General features: G+C 38.5%; 22 protein-coding genes and 1 tRNA gene. 16 read left to right on the top strand and 7 right to left on the bottom strand.

Annotation, left to right across the window (positions count from 1 at the left end; translation table 11 throughout):
- Positions 1-388 precede the first annotated feature (388 nt).
- Complete coding sequence (locus D0T56_RS06930) at positions 389-1324, top strand: IS1595 family transposase (RefSeq protein WP_163319407.1); 936 nt, start codon at positions 389-391, stop codon at positions 1322-1324.
- Between the two features lie 21 nt (positions 1325-1345).
- Positions 1346-1777 (top strand): DUF551 domain-containing protein, encoded by a 432-nt coding sequence (locus tag D0T56_RS06925; RefSeq protein WP_163319406.1) that lies wholly within the window; start codon positions 1346-1348, stop codon positions 1775-1777.
- A 272-nt stretch (positions 1778-2049) separates the two neighbouring features.
- On the opposite strand, the gene D0T56_RS06920 is transcribed toward D0T56_RS06925, so the two are convergent.
- Positions 2050-2120, bottom strand: a tRNA-Cys gene (locus D0T56_RS06920).
- Between the two features lie 144 nt (positions 2121-2264).
- Between D0T56_RS06920 and pheS the strand changes: the two genes are divergently transcribed.
- From pheS to rodA, 13 genes are all read left to right on the top strand, one after another.
- Positions 2265-3284, top strand: a complete 1020-nt coding sequence (pheS, locus tag D0T56_RS06915) for a phenylalanine--tRNA ligase subunit alpha (protein ID WP_163319405.1) — start codon at positions 2265-2267, stop codon at positions 3282-3284.
- Between the two features lie 123 nt (positions 3285-3407).
- The gene (locus D0T56_RS06910) at positions 3408-3992 is read left to right on the top strand and encodes a 50S ribosomal protein L25/general stress protein Ctc (protein ID WP_163319404.1); all 585 of its coding nucleotides are present in this window, start codon (positions 3408-3410) and stop codon (positions 3990-3992) included.
- Between the two features lie 27 nt (positions 3993-4019).
- The gene (pth, locus tag D0T56_RS06905; RefSeq protein WP_163319403.1) at positions 4020-4583 is read left to right on the top strand and encodes an aminoacyl-tRNA hydrolase; all 564 of its coding nucleotides are present in this window, start codon (positions 4020-4022) and stop codon (positions 4581-4583) included.
- Between the two features lie 3 nt (positions 4584-4586).
- Positions 4587-5012: an RNA-binding S4 domain-containing protein gene (locus D0T56_RS06900; RefSeq protein WP_163319402.1), complete on the top strand. Its 426-nt coding sequence runs from the start codon at positions 4587-4589 to the stop codon at positions 5010-5012.
- Between the two features lie 79 nt (positions 5013-5091).
- A complete protein-coding gene (locus D0T56_RS06895; RefSeq protein WP_163319401.1) occupies positions 5092-5475 on the top strand; it encodes a DUF1573 domain-containing protein in 384 nt (127 codons plus the stop codon).
- Between the two features lie 171 nt (positions 5476-5646).
- Positions 5647-6744, top strand: a complete 1098-nt coding sequence (meaB, locus tag D0T56_RS06890; RefSeq protein ID WP_163319400.1) for a methylmalonyl Co-A mutase-associated GTPase MeaB — start codon at positions 5647-5649, stop codon at positions 6742-6744.
- Positions 6745-6890: 146 nt separating this feature from the next.
- Positions 6891-7859: an ROK family protein gene (locus D0T56_RS06885; protein ID WP_163319399.1), complete on the top strand. Its 969-nt coding sequence runs from the start codon at positions 6891-6893 to the stop codon at positions 7857-7859.
- A gap of 210 nt (positions 7860-8069) precedes the next feature.
- Positions 8070-9593, top strand: a complete 1524-nt coding sequence (gene purH, locus D0T56_RS06880; protein ID WP_163319398.1) for a bifunctional phosphoribosylaminoimidazolecarboxamide formyltransferase/IMP cyclohydrolase — start codon at positions 8070-8072, stop codon at positions 9591-9593.
- A 43-nt stretch (positions 9594-9636) separates the two neighbouring features.
- Positions 9637-10665 (top strand): rod shape-determining protein, encoded by a 1029-nt coding sequence (locus tag D0T56_RS06875; RefSeq protein WP_163319397.1) that lies wholly within the window; start codon positions 9637-9639, stop codon positions 10663-10665.
- A 15-nt stretch (positions 10666-10680) separates the two neighbouring features.
- On the top strand, positions 10681-11544 hold the full coding sequence (gene mreC / locus D0T56_RS06870) for a rod shape-determining protein MreC (protein WP_163319396.1): 864 nt from the start codon (positions 10681-10683) through the stop codon (positions 11542-11544).
- A 13-nt stretch (positions 11545-11557) separates the two neighbouring features.
- Positions 11558-12064, top strand: a complete 507-nt coding sequence (gene mreD / locus D0T56_RS06865) for a rod shape-determining protein MreD (RefSeq protein ID WP_163319395.1) — start codon at positions 11558-11560, stop codon at positions 12062-12064.
- Positions 12065-12122: 58 nt separating this feature from the next.
- Positions 12123-14063, top strand: coding sequence for a penicillin-binding protein 2 (gene mrdA, locus D0T56_RS06860; protein WP_163319394.1), 1941 nt, complete (start codon positions 12123-12125; stop codon positions 14061-14063).
- 6 nt (positions 14064-14069) lie between these two features.
- On the top strand, positions 14070-15530 hold the full coding sequence (gene rodA / locus D0T56_RS06855) for a rod shape-determining protein RodA (protein WP_163319393.1): 1461 nt from the start codon (positions 14070-14072) through the stop codon (positions 15528-15530).
- 5 nt (positions 15531-15535) lie between these two features.
- On the opposite strand, the gene aroB is transcribed toward rodA, so the two are convergent.
- Genes aroB through D0T56_RS06840 form a run of 3 tightly spaced genes read right to left on the bottom strand, consistent with a single transcriptional unit; the run spans position 15536 to position 17985 of the window.
- The gene (gene aroB, locus D0T56_RS06850) at positions 15536-16594 is read right to left on the bottom strand and encodes a 3-dehydroquinate synthase (RefSeq protein WP_163319392.1); all 1059 of its coding nucleotides are present in this window, start codon (positions 16592-16594) and stop codon (positions 15536-15538) included.
- 9 nt (positions 16595-16603) lie between these two features.
- The gene (gene fmt, locus D0T56_RS06845) at positions 16604-17578 is read right to left on the bottom strand and encodes a methionyl-tRNA formyltransferase (protein ID WP_163319391.1); all 975 of its coding nucleotides are present in this window, start codon (positions 17576-17578) and stop codon (positions 16604-16606) included.
- A 2-nt stretch (positions 17579-17580) separates the two neighbouring features.
- Complete coding sequence (locus D0T56_RS06840; protein ID WP_163319390.1) at positions 17581-17985, bottom strand: thioesterase family protein; 405 nt, start codon at positions 17983-17985, stop codon at positions 17581-17583.
- Between the two features lie 184 nt (positions 17986-18169).
- On the opposite strand from D0T56_RS06840, the gene D0T56_RS06835 reads away from it, so the two are divergent.
- Entirely contained in the window at positions 18170-19033 is an 864-nt protein-coding gene (locus D0T56_RS06835; protein ID WP_163319389.1) for an energy transducer TonB, read from the top strand.
- Between the two features lie 40 nt (positions 19034-19073).
- On the opposite strand, the gene D0T56_RS06830 is transcribed toward D0T56_RS06835, so the two are convergent.
- From D0T56_RS06830 to D0T56_RS06820, 3 genes are read right to left on the bottom strand one after another with little or no spacing between them, the layout of a single operon-like run.
- A complete protein-coding gene (locus D0T56_RS06830; RefSeq protein WP_163319388.1) occupies positions 19074-19700 on the bottom strand; it encodes an NUDIX hydrolase N-terminal domain-containing protein in 627 nt (208 codons plus the stop codon).
- Positions 19700-20338, bottom strand: coding sequence for an HAD family phosphatase (locus D0T56_RS06825; protein ID WP_163319387.1), 639 nt, complete (start codon positions 20336-20338; stop codon positions 19700-19702). The genes D0T56_RS06830 and D0T56_RS06825 overlap by 1 nt, the downstream gene beginning before the upstream one ends.
- A 7-nt stretch (positions 20339-20345) precedes the next feature.
- Positions 20346-20849, bottom strand: a complete 504-nt coding sequence (locus tag D0T56_RS06820; protein WP_163319386.1) for a GNAT family N-acetyltransferase — start codon at positions 20847-20849, stop codon at positions 20346-20348.

Here is a 20849-nt window from a genome sequence, read left to right as displayed (position 1 = left end):
GATTATTTACAGAAGCCCTTTATTATTTTTTTTCATTCATTTTTAAACAGGCTCTTAGATAAATAAATATCTAAGCATCCATTAAAAAATGGAATTTCTTGTATTTCTTTTATCGAAAATGGTAACCATAGTTGAAATTTATGGATAAGAAATACACTTAATAAAGAATTATAGAATCTCCATTTAATTTTTGTTTTTAGTTTCATAATAATGATTCTTTAGATTTTATATAATATGTATAATTATACTTATTTTGAATTAAAATGTTCATTTTTAGGTATTTATATTGTATAATGTTAAAACTTTTTATTATATTTATATATAAATAATGAACACTTTTATCCATTTTGTGTATAATTAATTTTCAACTAATATGAAAAAAGAATAAATGCAAGAATTCAAATCATTTATAGAACTATGGGACTGCTTAAATGATAAAACTTCTTGTAGAGAATTCTTAGAAAAACACAGATGGCAAGGTGACCCAATTTGTCCACACTGCGGTGACCGTGATAAACACTACAAATTAAAATCCAAAGGAGAATTTAACGGACTTTATAAATGTAAATGTTGCAGGAAAAGATTTACTGTAACAGTTGGAACTATGTTTGAAGGAAGTAATATTCCACTAAAGAAATGGTTCTATGCAATATATTTGTTCTTATCACATAAGAAAGGAATAAGCAGTGTACAATTAGCTAAGGATGCAGGAATTACTCAAAAGACCGCATGGTTTATGCTTAATAGAATAAGGCATAATTGTAAAGGCAAAACACATATTAGTTTTGATAATGAAACTCAGATAGATGAAACCTATGTGGGAGGTAAGGCCAAAGGTCGTGGCAAAGGAACACAAGGTCGCAGTCTCAAATTCAAAACTCCAGTAGTCGGATTAATATCCGATAAAAAAGCATATGCAATAGTAGTTCCAAATACAACAGCAGATATATTACATCCAATAATAAAAACACTGGTTAAACAAGGTTCTACTATTGTAACTGATGGATGGGGCGCTTACAAAGGATTAAAAAAGAAATATCACCACGAAGTAGTAAAACATAGCCAATATGAATATGTAAATAAGAATGGATTCCACACCAATAGTATTGAAGGATTCTGGTCTCATTTAAAAAGAGGTATTTTGGGTATTTATCACTTAGTCAGTCCTAAACATTTACAGAAATACTGTGATGAATTTGAATTTAGATATAATACAAGAGATATGGATGATATCTCAAGGTTTATTATGTTCGTCGCAACTTCTTATAGAAGATTGAAATATAAAGATTTAGCCAATGGAGAATCTGCATGGTTATGGTATTGATTTATTACTAATTACTTAGATATGAATCCAAAAGATTTGGAACAATATCAACAATATTACTATACAAATAGTATATGGCAAATAACAGTAACTTATTTGTATGAAACAATTAATGGATATGTTTTCGAATTTAATGGAACAAAGAAGCAATTAAGCTATTCAGAAGTAACACAATATCTTGAAGAATCCAATTTAAGTAGATATAGTCCTAAAGAGTTCAAATTATATTATGAAGGTATTAGTAAAGGAATACAATTAGGTTTTGAACTGGTTCAAAAATGGATTCCAATTAATGAGAGTCTTCCAAAAATAAATGATAAAGTATTGGTTATTTCTAAGAATCAAAATGTATATCTGTGCTACCTTGATAGCAATGGCAAATTCCATAATGCAAATAGTGATAATCTGATGAAAGTAGATATAACTCATTGGATGTATTTAGAATTACCATAATGAAAATGAAACAGCTCACGATAAAAACATCTTTAGTAAATTTTGTTATATTTGTGAGGTCCTTTAGGACAACATATTATAGGAAGCGTTTAGCTTATTCCACATTGAGAATCTGGAAAATTCATATGTGTCGTGGAAATAGCGAAAGACGTTCTCCTTTGGTTTGCATATACATGCACATAGCATATTACATGCTGGAACCCAATTTGGAACCCCGTAAAAAACAAGCCCCTGTAAGTTATTGTCTTACAAGGGCTTTAAACATACATTTGAGGTTCCTGGCGGATTCGAACCGCCGTAGACGGTTTTGCAGACCGGTGCCTAGCCACTCGGCCAAGGAACCATTTTTGTCTTTTGCGATTGCAAAGATAATCGAAATTCTTTACCCTACAAGTATTTTTTTCTTATAATTTATTTAGGACGCTACGGAAGAAAAACGTATTTTTGCATCACCTAAAACTTAAATAATTGAAAAAGATATAGTCAGATGATTGAAAAGATAAATAGTTTGCTCGCTGAATTTGAAAATTTAAAAGCTTCAAATGTTCAAGAATTAGAAGAGATTAGAGTCAAATATCTAAGTAAAAAAGGTGAGATATCATCTCTCATGGATGACTTTAGAAATGTTGCAGCTGAAGAAAAAAGAACTTTAGGTATAAAATTGAATGAGTTGAAAACTAAAGCTCAGGACAAAATAAATGAACTGAAAGAAACTCTTGAAAACTCGGTAAGCACAGATACATCTATCGATCTGACCCGAACAGCATACCCGATTCCGATGGGGGCTCGCCATCCACTTTCTCTCGTAAAAAAAGAAATATGTGATATCTTCAAAAGACTAGGATTCTCCATCGCAGAAGGTCCTGAAATTGAAGACGACTGGCATGTGTTTTCTGCATTGAATTTTGCTCCGGATCATCCGGCTCGCGATATGCAGGATACATTTTTTATAGCCCGTAACCCTGAAATAGTTTTGCGTACACATACATCATCAGTGCAAACTCGTGTGATGGAAAAAGAACAGCCGCCAATTCGCATAATATGTCCCGGAAGAGTTTACCGTAACGAGGCAATATCTTATAGGGCACACTGTTTCTTTCATCAGGTGGAGGCTTTGTACATTGATAAGGATGTGTCGTTTGCCGATTTGAAACAAGCCTTGATCTTCTTCGCAAAGGAACTATTTGGCGCAGATACTAAAATTCGTCTTCGTCCCTCATATTTTCCATTTACCGAGCCTAGTGCCGAAATGGATATTTCTTGCAATATATGTGGAGGTAAAGGTTGTCCGTTCTGTAAACATACAGGTTGGGTAGAAATTTTAGGGTGTGGAATGGTTGACCCTAATGTGTTGGATAACTGTGGCATTGACAGCAAAATATACTCAGGTTATGCACTGGGAATGGGTGTCGAAAGAATAACGAATCTTAAGTATAGAGTGAAGGACTTACGAATGTTTTCAGAAAATGATGTTCGTTTCCTCCAACAGTTTGAAAATGCGCAATAAAAATAAAGTAAGATAGAATTTTAATAAAAATAATTTATATCTTTGCACCGCTTTTGAAAGCCCTTTGTGTGATGGGAATAAGGAAGCTCCTTAATTTGAGTAACACGTTTAAAATTAAAAAAAATGAAAACATTTGAATTAGCCGGTTCTCCAAGAACTGACCTTGGTAAAAAAGCAACAAAAGCTTTGCGTAAAGAAAGTAGTATTCCTGCAGTGTTGTATGGTGGAGAAGAGTCAAAAGATGCAATCCATTTTACAGTGACAAACTCAGACGTTCGCAAACTTATCTATACACCTGAAATATTTTTGGTGAATTTGACTATTGATGGTAAGGAATACAATGCCATATTGAAAGATATTCAATTCCATCCGGTATCAGATGAAATTCTACATCTTGATTTCCTTCACGTATTTGAAAATAAACCAATCGTTATAGATGTACCAGTAGTGCTTGATGGTTTGGCTGAAGGTGTTAAAGCCGGGGGTAAACTTTCATTAGACCTGCGTAAATTAAAAGTAAGAGCTCTTTATAAAGACGTTCCTGAAAAAGTACATATCAACATTGAGCATTTGGCATTAGGAAAATCAATTCAGGTAGGAGAATTAAGTTTCGAAGGACTTGAATTGCTAAATGCATCTAACTCTGTAGTATGTCGCGTTCAGTTGACTCGTGCAGCTAGAGGTCTTGCGGCTAAGAGCGGTAAGTAATTCGTTGTGAATTTTAATTATTGCTGAATGAAATATTTGATTGTTGGTCTGGGTAATATTGGTAGAGAATACGAAGATACCCGACACAATATAGGATTCAGAGTATTGGACGCTTTAGCAAAGGCGTCCAATATTGTTTTTGAGGATAAACGATATGGGTTTGTCTCGGAAATGAGGCTGAAAGGAAAAACTCTTATTCTGTTGAAACCCTCAACATTTATGAATTTGAGCGGAAATGCCGTGAGATACTGGCTTCAAAAAGAAAAAATTCCGGTCGAAAATATGTTGGTGGTTGTAGATGATCTCGCATTGCCTTTTGGAGCCTTAAGATTGAAAGGAAAAGGGAGTGATGCCGGACACAACGGCTTGAAACATATCCAAACAATATTGAGTACACAAAACTATGCACGCTTACGTTTTGGTATAGGAAATGATTTTCCGCAGGGAGGACAGGTCAATTATGTGTTGAGCGAATTTTCGGAAGAAGAAGAGCAGGTTATGCCTGAAAGATTAGAAATTTGTTGCGAGATGATAAAAACATTTTGCCTGTCGGGTATACAAGTGGCAATGAATCAGTATAATAACAAGTAATAGATGAAAGAAGGTCAGTCGGAAGTAAGAATAGACAAATGGCTATGGGCCGTGCGTTTATTCAAAACACGTTCGATAGCGATAGAAGCCTGTAAAAAAGGGCGTATATTGGTTGGAGGAAACACCATAAAGCCATCGAAAATGATAAAGATTGGAGATGTGATAGGAATAAAGAAACCACCAATAACCTATTCTTTTAAAGTATTGAATCTTACGGAAAAAAGAATGGGCGCAAAACTTGTTCCTGAGTTCTTGGAAGACGTGACACCCGTTTCGGAGATGGAAATACTGGAAATGCAAAAACTTACAGGTTTTGTAGACAGAGCAAGAGGAACAGGGCGTCCGACGAAAAAAGACAGGCGTGATCTGGACGAATTTACGACCGAATCATTTTTTGACGATTGGGACTTCGATTCGGACGAAGAATAGTAATTTAATGTTAAACGAAACAATTTTAACAAATAATTGTTATCTTTGTATTGTCTTATCAGAATTAGAATATTGTAATATGAAAAAAATTGCTTTTATAATGTTGGCTCTTTTCTTAAGTGTTTCTTATGTAAGCGCACAAGGAAAAGCAGAAGCTAAGTTTCAAAAAACTACACACGACTTTGGAAAAATCGCAGAATCGATAGGTACGGCGACATGTGAATTTATTTTCACAAACACAGGTAATGCTCCACTGATTATCAACAGGGTAGCAACAACATGCGGGTGCACAACACCTTCTTACACGAAAGAACCTATCTTACCGGGAAAAGACGGAAAAATAGTTGTGTCTTATTCAACAAAAGGCCGTATAGGATCTTTTAATAAAGGTGCGACAGTTTTCACTAATGTTCCCGATTCTGTGTACACTTTGATAATTAAAGGAGAAGTTCTTTCAAAATAAACACAAGAAAGACGAAGTTTTATAAATTAAACCGAATTAAGATGTAATCTTGGTTCGGTTTTTTTATTTTTGTACAGAAGTTATCCTGACTTTTATTCCGCGCATTATAAAAAGTCGGGACTAGTTCACTGTCTATTATTTAAAATATAAATAAAAAATCATAGAATTCTCATGGAACATCCGGAAAATGACTCGCAATTTCAATCGCTTCAAGTAAATGAAGGCGTGACAGATCGTCCGTCGGTAAATCCTTATATGAAGGATTTTAGCAGATATAAGAGGAAGCAACATTCTGCATCGGAATTTGTGGAGGGAATATTGAAAGGAGATATCGCACTGCTGAGCCAGGCTGTGACACTGGTTGAAAGTACCAGGGCAGATCATCAGGCTATTGCACAGGAGGTTATTGAAAAATGTTTGCCGTATTCGGGTAATTCTTTAAGAGTGGGCATAACGGGGGTTCCCGGAGCAGGAAAAAGTACCTCGATTGATGCCTTTGGGATGAAACTCATCGAAGACGGCTACAAATTGGCTGTTTTGGCGATAGACCCATCGAGTGAGTTGACAAAAGGAAGTATTTTGGGAGATAAAACACGGATGGAAAGGCTTAGCGTTGCGCAAAATGCGTTCATACGCCCTTCGCCGTCGGCAGGCTCACTGGGTGGAGTTGCCCGGAAAACCCGTGAAACGATAGTGCTTTGCGAAGCCGCAGGTTTTGACCGTATCATTATCGAGACGGTAGGGGTAGGGCAGTCCGAAACGGCTGTTCATTCCATGGTCGACTTTTTCTTGTTGATACAATTGGCAGGAACGGGAGACGAGCTTCAGGGTATTAAGCGGGGAATAATGGAGATGGCCGACGGAATTGTCATAAATAAGGCCGACGGAAGCAATATTGAAAAAGCGAATCTGGCAAAATCGCATTTCGAAAATGCACTTCACCTGTTTCCTTTGCCCGAATCGGGATGGAGTCCTAAAGTGCTGACATATTCAGGATATTACGAATATGGAATAAAGGAAGTTTGGGATATGGTAGATGAATATGTCGCATTTGTTAAAGAAAATGGCTATTTTCAGCGAAAGAGGAATGAGCAGTCGAAATATTGGATGTATGAAACAATAAATGAAAAACTGAAATCAGACTTTTATAATGATGAAACAATTCAACAAGAGTTGAAGAAAAATGAAAAAATGATTTTAAATTCAGAAATCAGTTCGTTCATAGCCGCCCAAAATATCTTGGATATGTATAAGAAAAAAGAAAAATGATACATATTCGTTAAAGGAGCGTTATTTTGATCACAGAATATGGTATAATTATTTCAGAATAGTTGCTATATTTGTGGGCCGTATAAACACTACTTTATAGTATAACTTAGAAGCAATAATTGTTAAATCATATAAAACATATAAACATGGAAAAACCCTATGCTATTGGAATTGATATTGGTGGAACCAACACTGTTTTTGGAGTTGTAGACAAAAGAGGGCATATAATCACTCAAAGCTCAATAAAAACAGTAGCTTACCCCGAAGTAAACGACTATGTATCACATTTGTCGGAAGCGTTGAAAGAAATAATTGACAGGGTTGGCGGAGCCTCCCAGATAAGAGGTATAGGTATAGGCGCACCCAATGGGAATTTCTTTTCGGGATGTATCGAGTTTCCACCCAATTTGCCATGGAAGGGTGTTATTCCGTTAGCTCAAATGCTTTCAGACAGGTTGAATATACCTGTTGCCTTAACAAACGATGCGAATGCCGCCGCCGTAGGAGAGATGACTTATGGTGCTGCACGAGGAATGAAAGATTTTATTGTGATAACATTAGGAACGGGTGTCGGTAGTGGTATAGTTGTAAATGGCCAGTTGATATACGGTCATGACGGGTTTGCCGGAGAATTAGGTCATACTATCATTCGTCGAGAAAATGGACGTCTATGTGGTTGTGGCAGAAAAGGTTGTCTTGAAACTTATACCTCGGCTACCGGAGTTGCCCGTACCGCAAGAGAGATGTTGTCGGAAAGAAAAGACCCAAGTTCTTTAAGAGATTTGAAACCCGAAGAAATAACTTCGAAGGATGTGCACGACGCGGCTGTTGCGGGTGACGCTCTAGCCAGAGAAATTTTCGAATTTACAGGGAAGCTGCTTGGCGAAGCATTTGCCGACTTTGTGGCTTTCTCAAGTCCGGAGGCAATCATTCTTTTCGGAGGATTAACCAAAGCCGGAGATATGCTGTTCGATCCTATCCATAAAAGTATGGAAAGCAGCATGCTGAACATTTTCCGTAACAAAGTGAAACTTCTTGTGTCGGAACTGAAAGAAAGCGATGCCGCAGTATTGGGAGCCAGTGCTTTAGGTTGGGAGGTAAAAGATTTTGAATAATTAAAATATCTCGTTATATACAACCCTTCAAACCATCCGTTTTGAAGGGTTTTTTTGTCTCCGGTAGACGAATTGAATATGTAGGGCGAAAAATATTGATCTTAAATAATTTATTTTAAGTTTTATCGCAATTCTTTTCATTAAAATAAAGAATAGATTTTATATCTTTGTGTGCCTGAATTAGAAAAGTAAAGTATAATCTGAAAATATATGTCTTCATCAAGAAAAATTAAAAATGCGTTAGTGTCAGTTTATCATAAAGACGGACTGGATGAAATTCTGAAAAAATTACATAGCCAAGGGGTTAATTTTATATCCACAGGAGGTACACATCAGTTTATAGAATCGTTAGGTTTGCCTTGTACTCAGGTTGAGGACATAACAGGTTATCCTTCTATTCTGGGTGGACGGGTGAAAACCTTGCACCCGAAAGTCTTTGGAGGTATTCTTTGCCGACGCGATTTGCAAGAAGATCAAAAACAGATCAATACGTACGATATTCAGGAAATAGACCTTGTGATTGTCGATTTATATCCATTCGAAGACACAGTTGCTTCGGGAGCGAGCGAGCAAGATATAATAGAAAAGATAGATATAGGCGGCATATCGTTGATCAGAGCCGCAGCCAAGAATTTTAACGATGTGATTATTGTTGCATCTCAAAAACAATACAAGCCACTAATGAACCTGTTGGAAGAGAAGAATGGCTTGTCGGATATAGCAGACCGGAAATGGTTTGCAAAAGAAGCATTTGCCGTTTCGTCGGGATACGATACAGCCATATTCAATTATATGGATGAAGGCAATATGTCGTCGTTCCGTTATGCAAAAGACGGTGAAAAATCGCTGCGTTACGGAGAAAATCCACATCAAAAAGGAGCTTTCTATGGCGATTTTGATTCAATGTTCGACCAAATACACGGAAAAGAAATTTCTTATAACAATTTGTTGGACATAGAAGCTGCCGTGAGTCTGATTGAAGAATTCGACGATACCACTGTGGCTATATTGAAGCACAATAATGCTTGCGGCATAGCATCTCGCAGCACAGTTGCCGAAGCATGGGGGGCAGCTTTGGCGGCAGACCCTGTTTCTGCATTTGGCGGAATCATCGTTTCCAACAAAAAGATAGACGCTACGGCGGCGGACGAAATTAATAAAATATTTTTCGAGATAATTATAGCACCGGAATACGATCCGGCAGCTTTAGAGATTCTGAAGCAAAAGAAAAACCGAATCATATTGATTCAAAAAGCAGGTTTGAACGAAAAGGTGCAATTCAGGTCGTTGCTTAACGGGGTTCTTGTTCAGGATAAAGACCTGAGCGTACAAACTGCAGCCGACTTGAAACTGGTTACAAACAGACAATTGCAAGGCACGGAGCTGGAAGACCTGTTGTTTGCGAATAAATTGGTGAAACATACAAAATCGAACGCAATAATTCTGGTGAAAAACAAACAGTTGTGTGCCGGAGGTACGGGACAAACATCCAGAGTTGACGCTTTGAAGCAAGCCATAGAAAAAGCCGGAACTTTCGAGTTCGATTTGAATGGGGCGGTAATGGCATCCGATGCCTTCTTCCCTTTCCCCGATTGTGTTGAGATTGCGGGTAATGCAGGCATTACGGCGGTTGTTCAGCCGGGAGGTTCGGTGAAGGATGAATTATCAGTCAACTATTGTAACGAGCACAATATCTCAATGGTGATGACAGGTATCAGGCACTTTAAACATTAAGAATAAATAATTGTTATATATAAAATAAATATAGAAAAAGGATATGGGATTATTCTCGTTCACGCAAGAAATAGCAATGGACTTGGGGACAGCCAATACGATTATCATTTGTAATGATAGGATTGTTGTAGATGAGCCCTCGGTAGTTGCACTGGAAAGACGTTCTGAAAAGTTGATTGCAGTTGGTGAAAAAGCTCGCCAGATGCATGGAAAAACTCACGAAAATATTCGTACAATCAGACCATTGAGAGATGGTGTAATTGCTGATTTTACGGCTGCGGAACACATGATCCGTGGCATGATTAAAATGATTAACAGCAACAAACGCAGGTTGTTTTCTCCTTCGTTGAGAATGGTGATCTGTATTCCATCCGGAAGCACAGAGGTTGAAACGCGTGCCATACGAGACTCTGCCGAACATGCGGGAGGACGGGATGTTTACATGATTTTCGAGCCAATGGCAGCAGCCTTGGGTATCGGACTGGATGTGGAAGCGCCCGAAGGAAACATGATTGTTGATATAGGTGGTGGTACTACCGAAATTGCTGTTATATCGCTGGGTGGTATTGTTTCTAACAAGTCAATAAAAATTGCGGGAGACGATCTTACGGAAGATATACAAGAATATATGGGACGTCAACACAATATTAAGGTTGGGGAAAGAACTGCCGAATCAATAAAGATTGCAGTAGGCTCTGCCTTAACCGAATTGTCGGAAGAAGAAACTCCCGAAGTATTCATTGTGCATGGACCTAACAGAATGACATCGTTGCCGATGGATATTCCGGTGACATATCAGGAAATTGCCCATTGTCTGGATAAATCAATTTCGAAAATGGACTCGGCTATATTGAGTGCCTTGGAGCAAACACCCCCCGAGTTGTATGCCGATATTGTGAAAAATGGGATATACCTTACAGGTGGTGGCGCTTTGCTCAGAGGTTTGAGCAAACGTTTTTCGGAAAGAATTGGTATTGAATTCCATGTGGCGGAAGACCCATTGCATGCAGTGGCTAAAGGTACGGGTATTGCTTTGAAAAATATCGATAAATTTAATTTCTTGATGAGGTAATTTGTTTAACGATATATGCGTAATCTGATCGCCTTTTTAATTAAGAACGGAGCATGGTTTTTCTTTATACTCCTCGAATTGGTATGCTTCTATCTTATATTTCAATTTAATTCGTATCAACATAGTTTATATCTAAACTCTTCCAACGAAATAGCTGGAAGGGTTTATTCTGTTTCGGGCAACGTTCAATCATATTTTGGCTTGCGAAGAGAGAATCAACAGTTGTGGGCTCAAAACGCAGAACTGCAACAACGTGTCTGGTATTTGCAGGAATTGATGAATACCGTTACGAATGATTCTATAAATACCAATAACGCTTTTATAGGAGACTCTGCGGCATACGGTAAATACAACTTTATCATTGCCAGAGTGATAGGAAACAGTGTTACGAAAGCAAATAATTTCATAACTATCAATAAAGGAACAAAGGCCGGAATTGAGGCCGAAATGGGAGTGATATCGGAACAAGGCGTAGTGGGCATTGTGAGGGAAGTTTCTTCAAATTTTGCCGTGATTCAACCCATCTTAAATTCGAAATCCTTTATAAGTTGTAAAATAAAAAATTCGAATACGCCGGGAACCCTGATATGGGACGGAGTAGATTATAAGTATGCCGAGTTGGAAGGATTTCCTCGGCACGAGAAGTTTGCAATAGGAGATTCTATCATAACAAGCGGTTTTTCCAATATATTTCCCGAAGGAATTTTTGTAGGAACAGTGAAAGACTCTGAAAAAGAGAGCGACGATAATTTCCTGACATTGAAGGTAACTCTGGGAACAGACTTCGCAACATTGTCTAATGTGATTGTAATAAGTAATAACCAAAGGAAAGAGCGGATAGAGCTGGAGAAAAAACTGGAAGGGAAACCAAAAAAATAATTCTACAAATTGAATGATTAGTTTTATTAGATTTTCTATTTTATTTATTGTTTTGGTATTGTTGCAAGTATTGGCTTTAGACAATATATCGTTTTACGGATATGCAACGCCATACTTGTATATTTACTTCATCATCAAGCTGCCGATAGGAATTAACCGTTATTTTCTGACATTGTTAGGGTTTATATTGGGTCTTACTATCGACATGTTTTGCAATACACCGGGCATTGCGGCGGCGGCAACCACATGCGTGGCTTTTTTCAGGCGTCCTGTTCAGGGATTGTTTTTTCAGCAAGAGGATTTCGATTCTTATATACCGAGTGTTTCCGCTTTCGGTGGAAATTTTATAAAATATGCAGTGGTGTACGTGTTTATACACCATGCGATTTTGTTGTCGGTAGAGTCCTTTTCATATTTTAATATAACAAATTTATTATTAAAGATTTTGACATCTACGGTGTTGACTTCTTTGCTTATATTTGCTATAGATTGTTTCTCCTCGAATAAAAAGAAAGTTTAGGATTAATTGACAACAAAACAAACACAAGACAAATCAAAAAAAAACTCGTTGATTATAAGTGGCAAGTACGAATAAATTTAATTTTGAAAAAAGAAAATATGTAATTGGAGGTGCGGCAACTATTATAGTTTTAATACTTGTTACCCAGTTGTTTGCATTGCAAATACTGAGCAGTGACTATAAAGACTCTGCCGATGGTAATGCGTTTTATAATAAAACACTGTATCCGGCACGAGGTACTATATTTGACCGCAAAGACCGATTACTCGTTTACAACCGTCCGACTTATGATATTGTATATATACCGAGGGAAGTACAGCCTTTCGATACGCTCGATTTCTGCAATATACTGGGCATAACGAGGGAAGAGCTGGACAAAAGGTTTGCCGATGTGAAAAATAAAACTCTTAATCCCGGTTATTCCACATATACAATGCAAACGTTGATGACTCAACTTGAGTTGCACGAATATGGTCTTTTTCAGGAAAAATCATACAAATTTCCCGGATTTTACATTCAAAACAGAGCGTTACGGCAATATAATTATCTCAACGGAGCCCAAGTGTTGGGATATGTGGCGGAGGTTAATAAGAACATGATAAAAAATGACGATTATTATGTTCGGGGAGACTATGCCGGAAGATCGGGAGTTGAAAGTTCGTATGAAAATTTGCTAAGGGGAGAAAAAGGTGTAGAGATACTTCTGCGTGATGCCCACGGAAGAATACAAGGGCATTATGAAAATGGGAAGCATGATGTTGCACCTGTTTCGGGACGCAACCTGAAGTTATCCATAGATATAGATTTGCAAGCATACGGAGAATATCTGATGCAGGGAAAAAGGGGCAGCATCGTAATGATAGAACCTGCCACGGGCGAGATTGTTTGCATGGTTACGGCTCCCACTTACGATCCTTCAATTCTATTGGGGAGGGATTTCGGGAAGAATTACCTGACATTGGCTAACGATCCCGACAAGCCTCTGCTGAACAGGGCAATTCAAGGAGTATATCCTCCGGGGTCTACATTCAAAACCACGCAAGGCTTGATTTTCCTGCAAGAAGGGATAATACAACCATCTACTATGTACTCTTGCGCACGAGGTTATCCTCCGGGAGGAGGACGCCCCAAATGTCACGGGCATGGGTCGCCACTACCGCTTGAACCGGCAATAGCAACGTCGTGTAACTCATATTTTTGCTATGGCTTGAATGCAATGTTGAGCAACCGGAAGAAATATAAAAATATTCTGGAAGCATTTGACCGATGGAAAGATGATCTGGTGAAAATGGGATTCGGCTATAAATTGGATGTCGATTTACCATCGGAGATGAGAGGTTTTATACCGAATAGTGCATATTACAGCAAGAACTTTAAAACTGAGAACTGGTATCCTCAAAATGTTATCTCCATAGCAATTGGGCAGGGAGAGGTGCTTGCAACCCCGCTTCAAGTGGCAAATTTGGCTGCTACAATTGCCAACAGGGGATATTATTATAAGCCTCATGTTGTGAAAGAAGTTCAGGATACGGTTCTTGATGCAAAATACACCACTCCCAACTATACAGGCGTCGAGGAAAAACATTATGTGAATATTGTGGAGGGTATGGCTAAGGCAGTTACGGGAGGAACGTGTAGAGGGACGAATCTTTTGCCGGAAATAGAAGTTTGTGGAAAAACGGGAACCGCCCAAAACTCGCATGGTAAAGACCACTCTATATTTATGGGATTTGCCCCCAAGAATGAGCCTAAAGTTGCAATTTTTGTGGTTGTGGAAAACGGTGAATGGGGTGCTACGTTTGGAGTACCTATCGGACGATTGATGTTCCAGAAATATTTGAAGGGAGAGATAAGACCGGGCGACAAGCCAATTGAGGATAGGATTGCGCATGCTATTGTTCATGCGAAGTCTGCAACAGCTTGGGGTGCAGGAAAAGCCAAGGCAAACAACGAAACTAAACCGGCAACGCCAACAGAAAATAGAAATTCGACCAATTAGGAAAATATGAGTGCTTATATCAGAGAAGACGATCATATCAGGGCAAGTGTAGATTGGGTAATCATCCTTCTCTATTTGGGGATGGTGCTTGCCGGATGGTTTAGCATATATGCGTCCAGCTATCAGTTCGATTCGGGTGTGACTATGTTCGACCTGTCGGGAAGGGCCGGGAAACAACTTGTGTTTTTTGGTTTTTCCGCTGTTGTGGCATTCATCATCTTAAAGTTGGACAGCAACATCTTTGATGTTTTTGCCTATTTCATTTATGCTTTCTTTATAGGGTTGCTGATTCTCACCATCTTCATTGCAAAAGACATAAAAGGTTCACGATCGTGGATTGTTATAACCGATTCTATAAATATCCAGTCCGCCGAGTTTGCCAAGTTTGCGGTAGCATTGGCTTTGGCCAGATTTATGAACCGTTACAATTTCAAATTGATGACCTTCAAAAACCTGTCTGCAATTGCAGGTTTGATTATATTGCCCATGTTGCTGATCTTCCTTCAGAAAGAGACAGGTTCGGCCTTGGTGTATACGGCTTTTGTATTGATGCTGTATAGGGAAGGCTTGCCCGGAATGGTTCTGGTTTCGGGTTTGTGTGCGATAGCTTTCTTCGTAATAGGCTTAAGGTTTTCGGATGTGGAGCTGGGATTTGTATCATTGGGCGAATTATTATCCATCATCATTATGATACTAATTTCGGCATGTTTGGTATTTAATTACAAAAAAGACAGGCATGCGGCGAAGTACATCATATTGGGTTTGATAGGTATATTGGGTTTGACATATATTTTGTCTTTATTCATACCCGTTCCGTGGGGAATTGCGATTGCAGTTGCCATTGTTGCCCTGATAACTTATTTATTGGTTCTGGCTCGTAAACACTGGAGCATGAGATATGTTTACATTGTTTTGTTTGTAATAGGAGGCATTGCGTATGTCAGTTCGGTCGATTATGTATTCACGAAAGCATTACAGCCTCATCAGCAAAAAAGGATATTGGTGTCGTTGGGTATGAAGGACGATCCGTCAGGAGCCGGATATAACGTCAACCAATCTAAAATAGCTATCGGATCGGGAGGTTTGCTTGGTAAAGGCTTTTTGCACGGAACACAAACAAAGCTGAAATATGTTCCCGAACAAGATACCGACTTCATATTCTGCACGGTAGGTGAAGAACGGGGATTTGTAGGGTCGGTTATAGTTGTATTGGGGTTCCTGGTATTGATTCTCCGCCTTATATATCTGTCGGAACGACAAAAGAACACCTTTGGACGAGTCTATGGGTATTGCGTAGCGGCCATTTTCTTATTCCACCTGACAATAAACATCGGGATGGTTATAGGTCTGACACCTGTAATTGGGATTCCTTTGCCGTTCTTTAGTTATGGAGGATCGTCTCTGTTGGGTTTTACAATTCTCCTTTTTATATTCCTCCGTATAGATATGACCCGTAAGCGTAGGTGAGGAAATTAAACGCCCATACTCTCGCGAAGAAAATCTATTGATTCAAATATTTCCTCCTTATTTGCAGTTTGGTTTAGGCTGATGTCGCCTATATCTTTCAACAGCGTGAAGTTGATTCTGTCGGACGACTCATTCTTTTTGTCGTGCTTCATGAGTTCGTACATTTGCTCGTATTCGTCACAACCAAGATAGAAACTACCATAATTTTCTTTTATAAATATGGTTGTTTGTAAGAATACCTCCTTCGGAAATCCGCATTTAATGTGGGAAAGATACAGTTCGCAAACCATCCCCCAGGCAACGGCATATCCGTGTTGCATAGGTTTGTTTATTTTGTATGAAATGCTTTCGAACGCATGCCCGATAGTATGCCCCAGATTGAGAGCCTTTCGGATACTTTTTTCAAAAGGGTCTTGTTCTACAATTCTTTCTTTCACCTCAACCGATTCAACAACAAGGTCTTTAAGTATGTTGTAATCAATATTGTCGGTGTCGAATGATAATAGTTTGCTCCATGTCTGTTTGTTCGAGATAAGTCCATGTTTCAGCATTTCGGCATAGCCCGAAAGAAAGTTTGCATGATCGAGCGATTTGAAGAATTCGGAGTCAATCAGAACGGTTTCGGCAGGAGCAAATGCGCCAACTTCATTCTTAAGCCCGTTGAAATTGATTCCTGTTTTTCCTCCAACGGCAGCATCAACGGCTCCGAGTAATGTTGTCGGAATATTTACGCATTTTATTCCTCGTTTGAAGCTGGCAGCAGCAAAACCGCCAATATCGGTTATCATTCCGCCACCAAGATTGACAAGCAGGGAGTTGCGCGTGGCGCCATTTTCGGAAAGATATTTCCAGATCAAAGATAAGCTATTCAGGTTTTTGTTCTCGTCTCCTGCTTTTATCGTGATTTTGCCGGCATTTTTTATCTCCTCTATGTTGCTGATCAAATGAAAACACAATTTTTCTGTATTACTATCAGTTAGTATAAATAACCTGTCGTGAGGTATTTGGGAAAGAATTGCTTTTATGTCTCCTTCTATATTGGTGGATTTGATAACTTTTTGCATCTACAATATTTATTTAAAATAACTACCTTCTGCGAATTTGAAGCCGTTTAGAAGTTCGCTGGTCTTCATCATTTTTTTTCCGGCAAGTTGAATATCCTGAACGTTCATAAAACCGTCTTTACAAGCTATATGAATGTAGCTTTTATTATCGGTTTTCATAGAACCCGGTTCCATCTGATGATTTTCGTCCATTATGATGGTTGCCGAGAATATTTTTATCGGTTGAGTTTCATCCTTGTCATTGCATAATTCGGTCCAGGCAACAGGGTAGGGGGATAGTCCCCTGATAAGGTTGTATATCTTTTCTGCGGGTTGATTCCAATCGATACGGCAAGTCTCCTTAAAAATCTTAGGAGCGGTTTTCAGGTCTTCCTCGTTTTGATAATACTTGCTTTGGTCGATGGCATCAACCTGCCCCGATAAGATAATATCTACCGTTTTCCTGACCAATTGGGCTCCCATGAGCATAAGCTCGTCATGAATTTTGCCTACATTATCAGTTTCTCCGATAGCAACTTTTTCTTGCAGGATGATTTTCCCCGTATCAATCTCATGAGTCAGGAAGAATGTAGTTGCACCGGTTTCTTTTTCTCCGTTTATGATTGCCCAGTTTATAGGTGCGGCACCTCTGTATTGGGGTAGTAATGAGGCATGTAGGTTGAATGTACCTTGAGGTGGCATATTCCAGACAACTTCGGGCAGCATACGAAATGCGACAACAATTTGCAGATCGGCTTTCCATTCCCGTAATTCGGACAAAAAAGTCTCATCTTTCAGTTTTTCAGGTTGAAGAATGGGTAAATTATTATCCAAAGCATATTTTTTTACTGCGGAATATTGAATTTTATGTCCTCTTCCACTAGGCTTGTCGGGCATTGTGATAACCCCTACAACATTGTATTTATTTTCCACCAACACTTTCAATGTTTCCACTGCAAAGTCGGGTGTACCCATAAATACGATTCTCAAATCTTCTTTCCTCATTTTTATATATAATCGGCAAAAATTTTATCTATATATTCCGGTCTTGAAAGTTTACCGTCAATTACACAAACAGCCGTAATTTCGCCTGTGGAACAAACTACATTATCAGATATCCGGACAATTTTTTGGTGAAAAATATACCTCACACCTTTCCTTTCTATCCGTTCCACAGTGCAGCGGAATTTATCCATGCCAAAGAGCGAACTTTTATATTTGATATATACGCTTGCCACAACAAGATCCATCCCTTGATTGTGTAGTTCGAGAAAGTTCAACCCAAGATTCTCCATAAATTCGTGGCGGGTGACCTCGAAATAATGTTGATAGTTCGCATTGTTCACAATTCCCTGAGCGTCGCACTCATAATCGCGAACTTTCATTTCGTAACAAAATATAGGGTTTTCCATAAGTCTAATTTGTAGAATTATTACTTGTTTGCAAAGATATTCTATAAAAAAGAGAAAAAGAATTAAGTACTCTGTTTTTTCAAATTTAAATTTTTTTTATCACCATTTATGGAATTTTTGTGACAATGCTCTCTATAAGATAAAAAGAAGAAATAAAATTATTAATCATTAAAATCTTATAGTCATGGCACGTGATATAAAATTAAATTCGCAAGACTGGTGTGATGTTGTTTTCAATGGCAAAAACAAGCAATATGGAGCATACAAATTGCGCAGTACATCAACGAAAAGACAGGTTCTGGCATTTATAATTGTACTTTGTTTTGTTGGGGTTGTTGGGGCTGTACCTTATTTGGTTAGTGAAGTTAAGTCGCAAATAGATCGAAGAGCAGAGGGAACACAAGATGTGGTACAAATGGTAGATGTGGAAGATGATAAAATTGAAGATGATGTTATAATTCCTCCCGTGGAAGACACTCCTCCGCCACCACCTCCGGTGAGGGCATCTATTCAGTTTACACCTCCTGTTATTGTCCCAAATGAACAGGTTACAGAGGAAAACGAAATCAAAGATCAGAATAAATTGAATGAAGATAAAGGTCTTGAAATTGGCAATTACAATGTTTTGGATGGCTCAAGAGATCCGAATGCTCTAAGTGCTGATAAGATATTTGACAATGCAGGGATGACCGGAGCAGGAGATGGTGACGGCAGCAAAAAGCAACCTGATAAAATATTTGAGGTTGTAGAGCAAATGCCCGATTATCCGGGAGGAAGGGCAGAGTTGATGCGCTATTTGGGTGATAATATTAAGTACCCTACTTCGGCGGCGGAACTTGGCATAGAAGGACAAGTTATTTTGCAATTCGTTGTTGAAAAAAACGGATCAATCACAGATATAAAGGTGGTTAGAACATTAGACCCTGCTTGTGATAAAGAAGCCGTAAGAGTGGTTAAGAGTATGCAAAACTGGGTTCCCGGCAGACAAAACGGGCAATCGGTTAGGGTGCAGTTTACGTTACCGATCAAATATAAATTGAATAAATAAAATTGTAACTAAAAGGACAAAGAGGCTGTTGAGGGTGATATTAATCCACAACAGCTTCTTTGTTTGCATCATATCTGTACTGAAACATCAGGTCGATTTGTTCTTTAGTGTTTCGTTCAAGAGACAAAGGTGGCAATTCGTTTTGAGCGAAGAACCCTTTATCCAGAATATCGAAGGCAGAAGTAAACGAACCATCAATCAATTTGCATAGAATGAATATTTTGTAGGCATAGTGCAAGTGAGGCGGATGGTTATGGCATTTTTTGTCCAATACGGCTAAAAGTCTGACGGGTTCGACATTCAATCCTGTTTCTTCTTTTACCTCTTTCACGGCTATTTCTTTTGGAGAATAACCCACATCTGCCCAACCTCCGGGTATTGCCCACATTCCGTCGGCTCGTTCTTTAACCAACAATATTTCGTCTTTTTCGTTGAAAACAACCGCACGAACATCAACTTTGGGTGTTACATAATCGTCCTCGATTCGGAAAACGTCTTTAATACTGGATATTTCATTATCGGTAACAATAGCAGTTATCTCATGGCTCAGGTCAAGAAGTTCTTGATAGCGTTCGGTAGCATATTCGTTGTCGGAGTATACTAATCCGGTTTGAGATAAAGCCCTGATTTTCTTGGCTATTTCAAGTAATTTGCTCTCATTGCTCATTATAAGACAAGTAAATCGTTGATAGAAAGTTCTTCAAAGTTCGGAATCACTTTTGCGCATTTATCTTTCAGTGATTCAACACTGTTTGTTGTTGATACGCCAATCACAGTCATGCCCGCTTTGGTTGCGGCCTCAATGCCTGCGAACGAATCTTCGAACACAATGCAGTTTTGAGGATCGGCGTGTGAATCTTTAGCTGCCAAAAGAAAACACTCGGGATCGGGTTTGCCTTTTACAACCCTTTCGGCAGAGACAATTGTATCGAAGAGCATATCGAACCGTTTTTCTTTATTTACGCCTATCATCTTCGTGTTGGTAGAACTGGTAACCAAACCCACCTTAAATCCTGCATCCTTCAATGATTTGACAAAAGCTACTGATCCTGGTATTTCGGGAAATTTCATGGATGCTTCAAACTTGTCAAGTTCATCTTCCAGACTTTTCAGTTCATTTTCGTTCAAATGTGAGAAATATTTTTTCAGGATATTGGGCAGGGTTGTGCCTTTTATAACCTTCTCAAAGTTTTCAATACCAGCATTATACTTATCACCCAGATGTTTCCATATCACATCGTACTGAGTTTCGGTGTCTATCATGACGCCGTCCATATCGAACAGGACGCAAATATCTTTATTCATTATTTCTTTATTTTATAACCTTCTCAAAAATATAATCTTCCATTAAATATCCGTTTCCGATATTTATATCTTCCTCTCCCGCAATTTCAAACCCCATGCGTTTATAAAAATCCAGAGCCTTATTATTTCTGTTCATATTCAGCGATACGGCAGAACTATTGTGTTCACGAGCTTTTTCCACAACTGCGTTTATCAATATCTTACCTAATCCACTTCCTTGACTTTCAGGCAAAACGTATAACTTGTGAAGTTTGGTTTTGTTCTGTCCTTTATAATTGAACTCGTATGAAACGAATCCCATAATATTTCCCGTATAGGGAGATTTTGCTAAAAAGAAATGTTGACCGTTTTGCATCTGCTCAAGCAAAGACTTGTCGCTATACATCATGTCAAGCATATATTCCGATTGCTCTTTGGTCAGGATATTACCATACGTAATATGCCATGTTTTGTTTGCAATATCTTGTATAATCGGGATGTGCTCTGTCTTCCCAATAATTAAATCTATCAT

The sequence above is a fragment of the Dysgonomonas sp. 520 genome (assembly GCF_010501095.1).
In the GTDB taxonomy this organism is placed as follows: domain Bacteria; phylum Bacteroidota; class Bacteroidia; order Bacteroidales; family Dysgonomonadaceae; genus QVMP01.
Note: the sequence above shows the minus strand (reverse complement) of the source record. Positions and strands in the feature narration are given on the sequence as shown.

Excerpts from the sequence above, each read along its gene's own strand:
- D0T56_RS06930 (WP_163319407.1), top strand. The coding sequence starts at position 389 with ATGCAAGAATTCAAATCATTTATAGAACTATGGGACTGCTTAAATGAT.
- D0T56_RS06925 (WP_163319406.1), top strand. The coding sequence starts at position 1,346 with ATGAATCCAAAAGATTTGGAACAATATCAACAATATTACTATACAAAT.
- pheS (WP_163319405.1), top strand. The coding sequence starts at position 2,265 with ATGATTGAAAAGATAAATAGTTTGCTCGCTGAATTTGAAAATTTAAAA.
- D0T56_RS06910 (WP_163319404.1), top strand. The coding sequence starts at position 3,408 with ATGAAAACATTTGAATTAGCCGGTTCTCCAAGAACTGACCTTGGTAAA.
- pth (WP_163319403.1), top strand. The coding sequence starts at position 4,020 with ATGAAATATTTGATTGTTGGTCTGGGTAATATTGGTAGAGAATACGAA.
- D0T56_RS06900 (WP_163319402.1), top strand. The coding sequence starts at position 4,587 with ATGAAAGAAGGTCAGTCGGAAGTAAGAATAGACAAATGGCTATGGGCC.
- D0T56_RS06895 (WP_163319401.1), top strand. The coding sequence starts at position 5,092 with ATGAAAAAAATTGCTTTTATAATGTTGGCTCTTTTCTTAAGTGTTTCT.
- meaB (WP_163319400.1), top strand. The coding sequence starts at position 5,647 with ATGGAACATCCGGAAAATGACTCGCAATTTCAATCGCTTCAAGTAAAT.
- D0T56_RS06885 (WP_163319399.1), top strand. The coding sequence starts at position 6,891 with ATGGAAAAACCCTATGCTATTGGAATTGATATTGGTGGAACCAACACT.
- purH (WP_163319398.1), top strand. The coding sequence starts at position 8,070 with ATGTCTTCATCAAGAAAAATTAAAAATGCGTTAGTGTCAGTTTATCAT.
- D0T56_RS06875 (WP_163319397.1), top strand. The coding sequence starts at position 9,637 with ATGGGATTATTCTCGTTCACGCAAGAAATAGCAATGGACTTGGGGACA.
- mreC (WP_163319396.1), top strand. The coding sequence starts at position 10,681 with ATGCGTAATCTGATCGCCTTTTTAATTAAGAACGGAGCATGGTTTTTC.
- mreD (WP_163319395.1), top strand. The coding sequence starts at position 11,558 with ATGATTAGTTTTATTAGATTTTCTATTTTATTTATTGTTTTGGTATTG.
- rodA (WP_163319393.1), top strand. The coding sequence starts at position 14,070 with ATGAGTGCTTATATCAGAGAAGACGATCATATCAGGGCAAGTGTAGAT.
- aroB (WP_163319392.1), bottom strand. The coding sequence starts at position 16,594 with ATGCAAAAAGTTATCAAATCCACCAATATAGAAGGAGACATAAAAGCA.
- fmt (WP_163319391.1), bottom strand. The coding sequence starts at position 17,578 with ATGAGGAAAGAAGATTTGAGAATCGTATTTATGGGTACACCCGACTTT.
- D0T56_RS06840 (WP_163319390.1), bottom strand. The coding sequence starts at position 17,985 with ATGGAAAACCCTATATTTTGTTACGAAATGAAAGTTCGCGATTATGAG.
- D0T56_RS06835 (WP_163319389.1), top strand. The coding sequence starts at position 18,170 with ATGGCACGTGATATAAAATTAAATTCGCAAGACTGGTGTGATGTTGTT.
- D0T56_RS06830 (WP_163319388.1), bottom strand. The coding sequence starts at position 19,700 with ATGAGCAATGAGAGCAAATTACTTGAAATAGCCAAGAAAATCAGGGCT.
- D0T56_RS06825 (WP_163319387.1), bottom strand. The coding sequence starts at position 20,338 with ATGAATAAAGATATTTGCGTCCTGTTCGATATGGACGGCGTCATGATA.
- D0T56_RS06820 (WP_163319386.1), bottom strand. The coding sequence starts at position 20,849 with ATGATAGATTTAATTATTGGGAAGACAGAGCACATCCCGATTATACAA.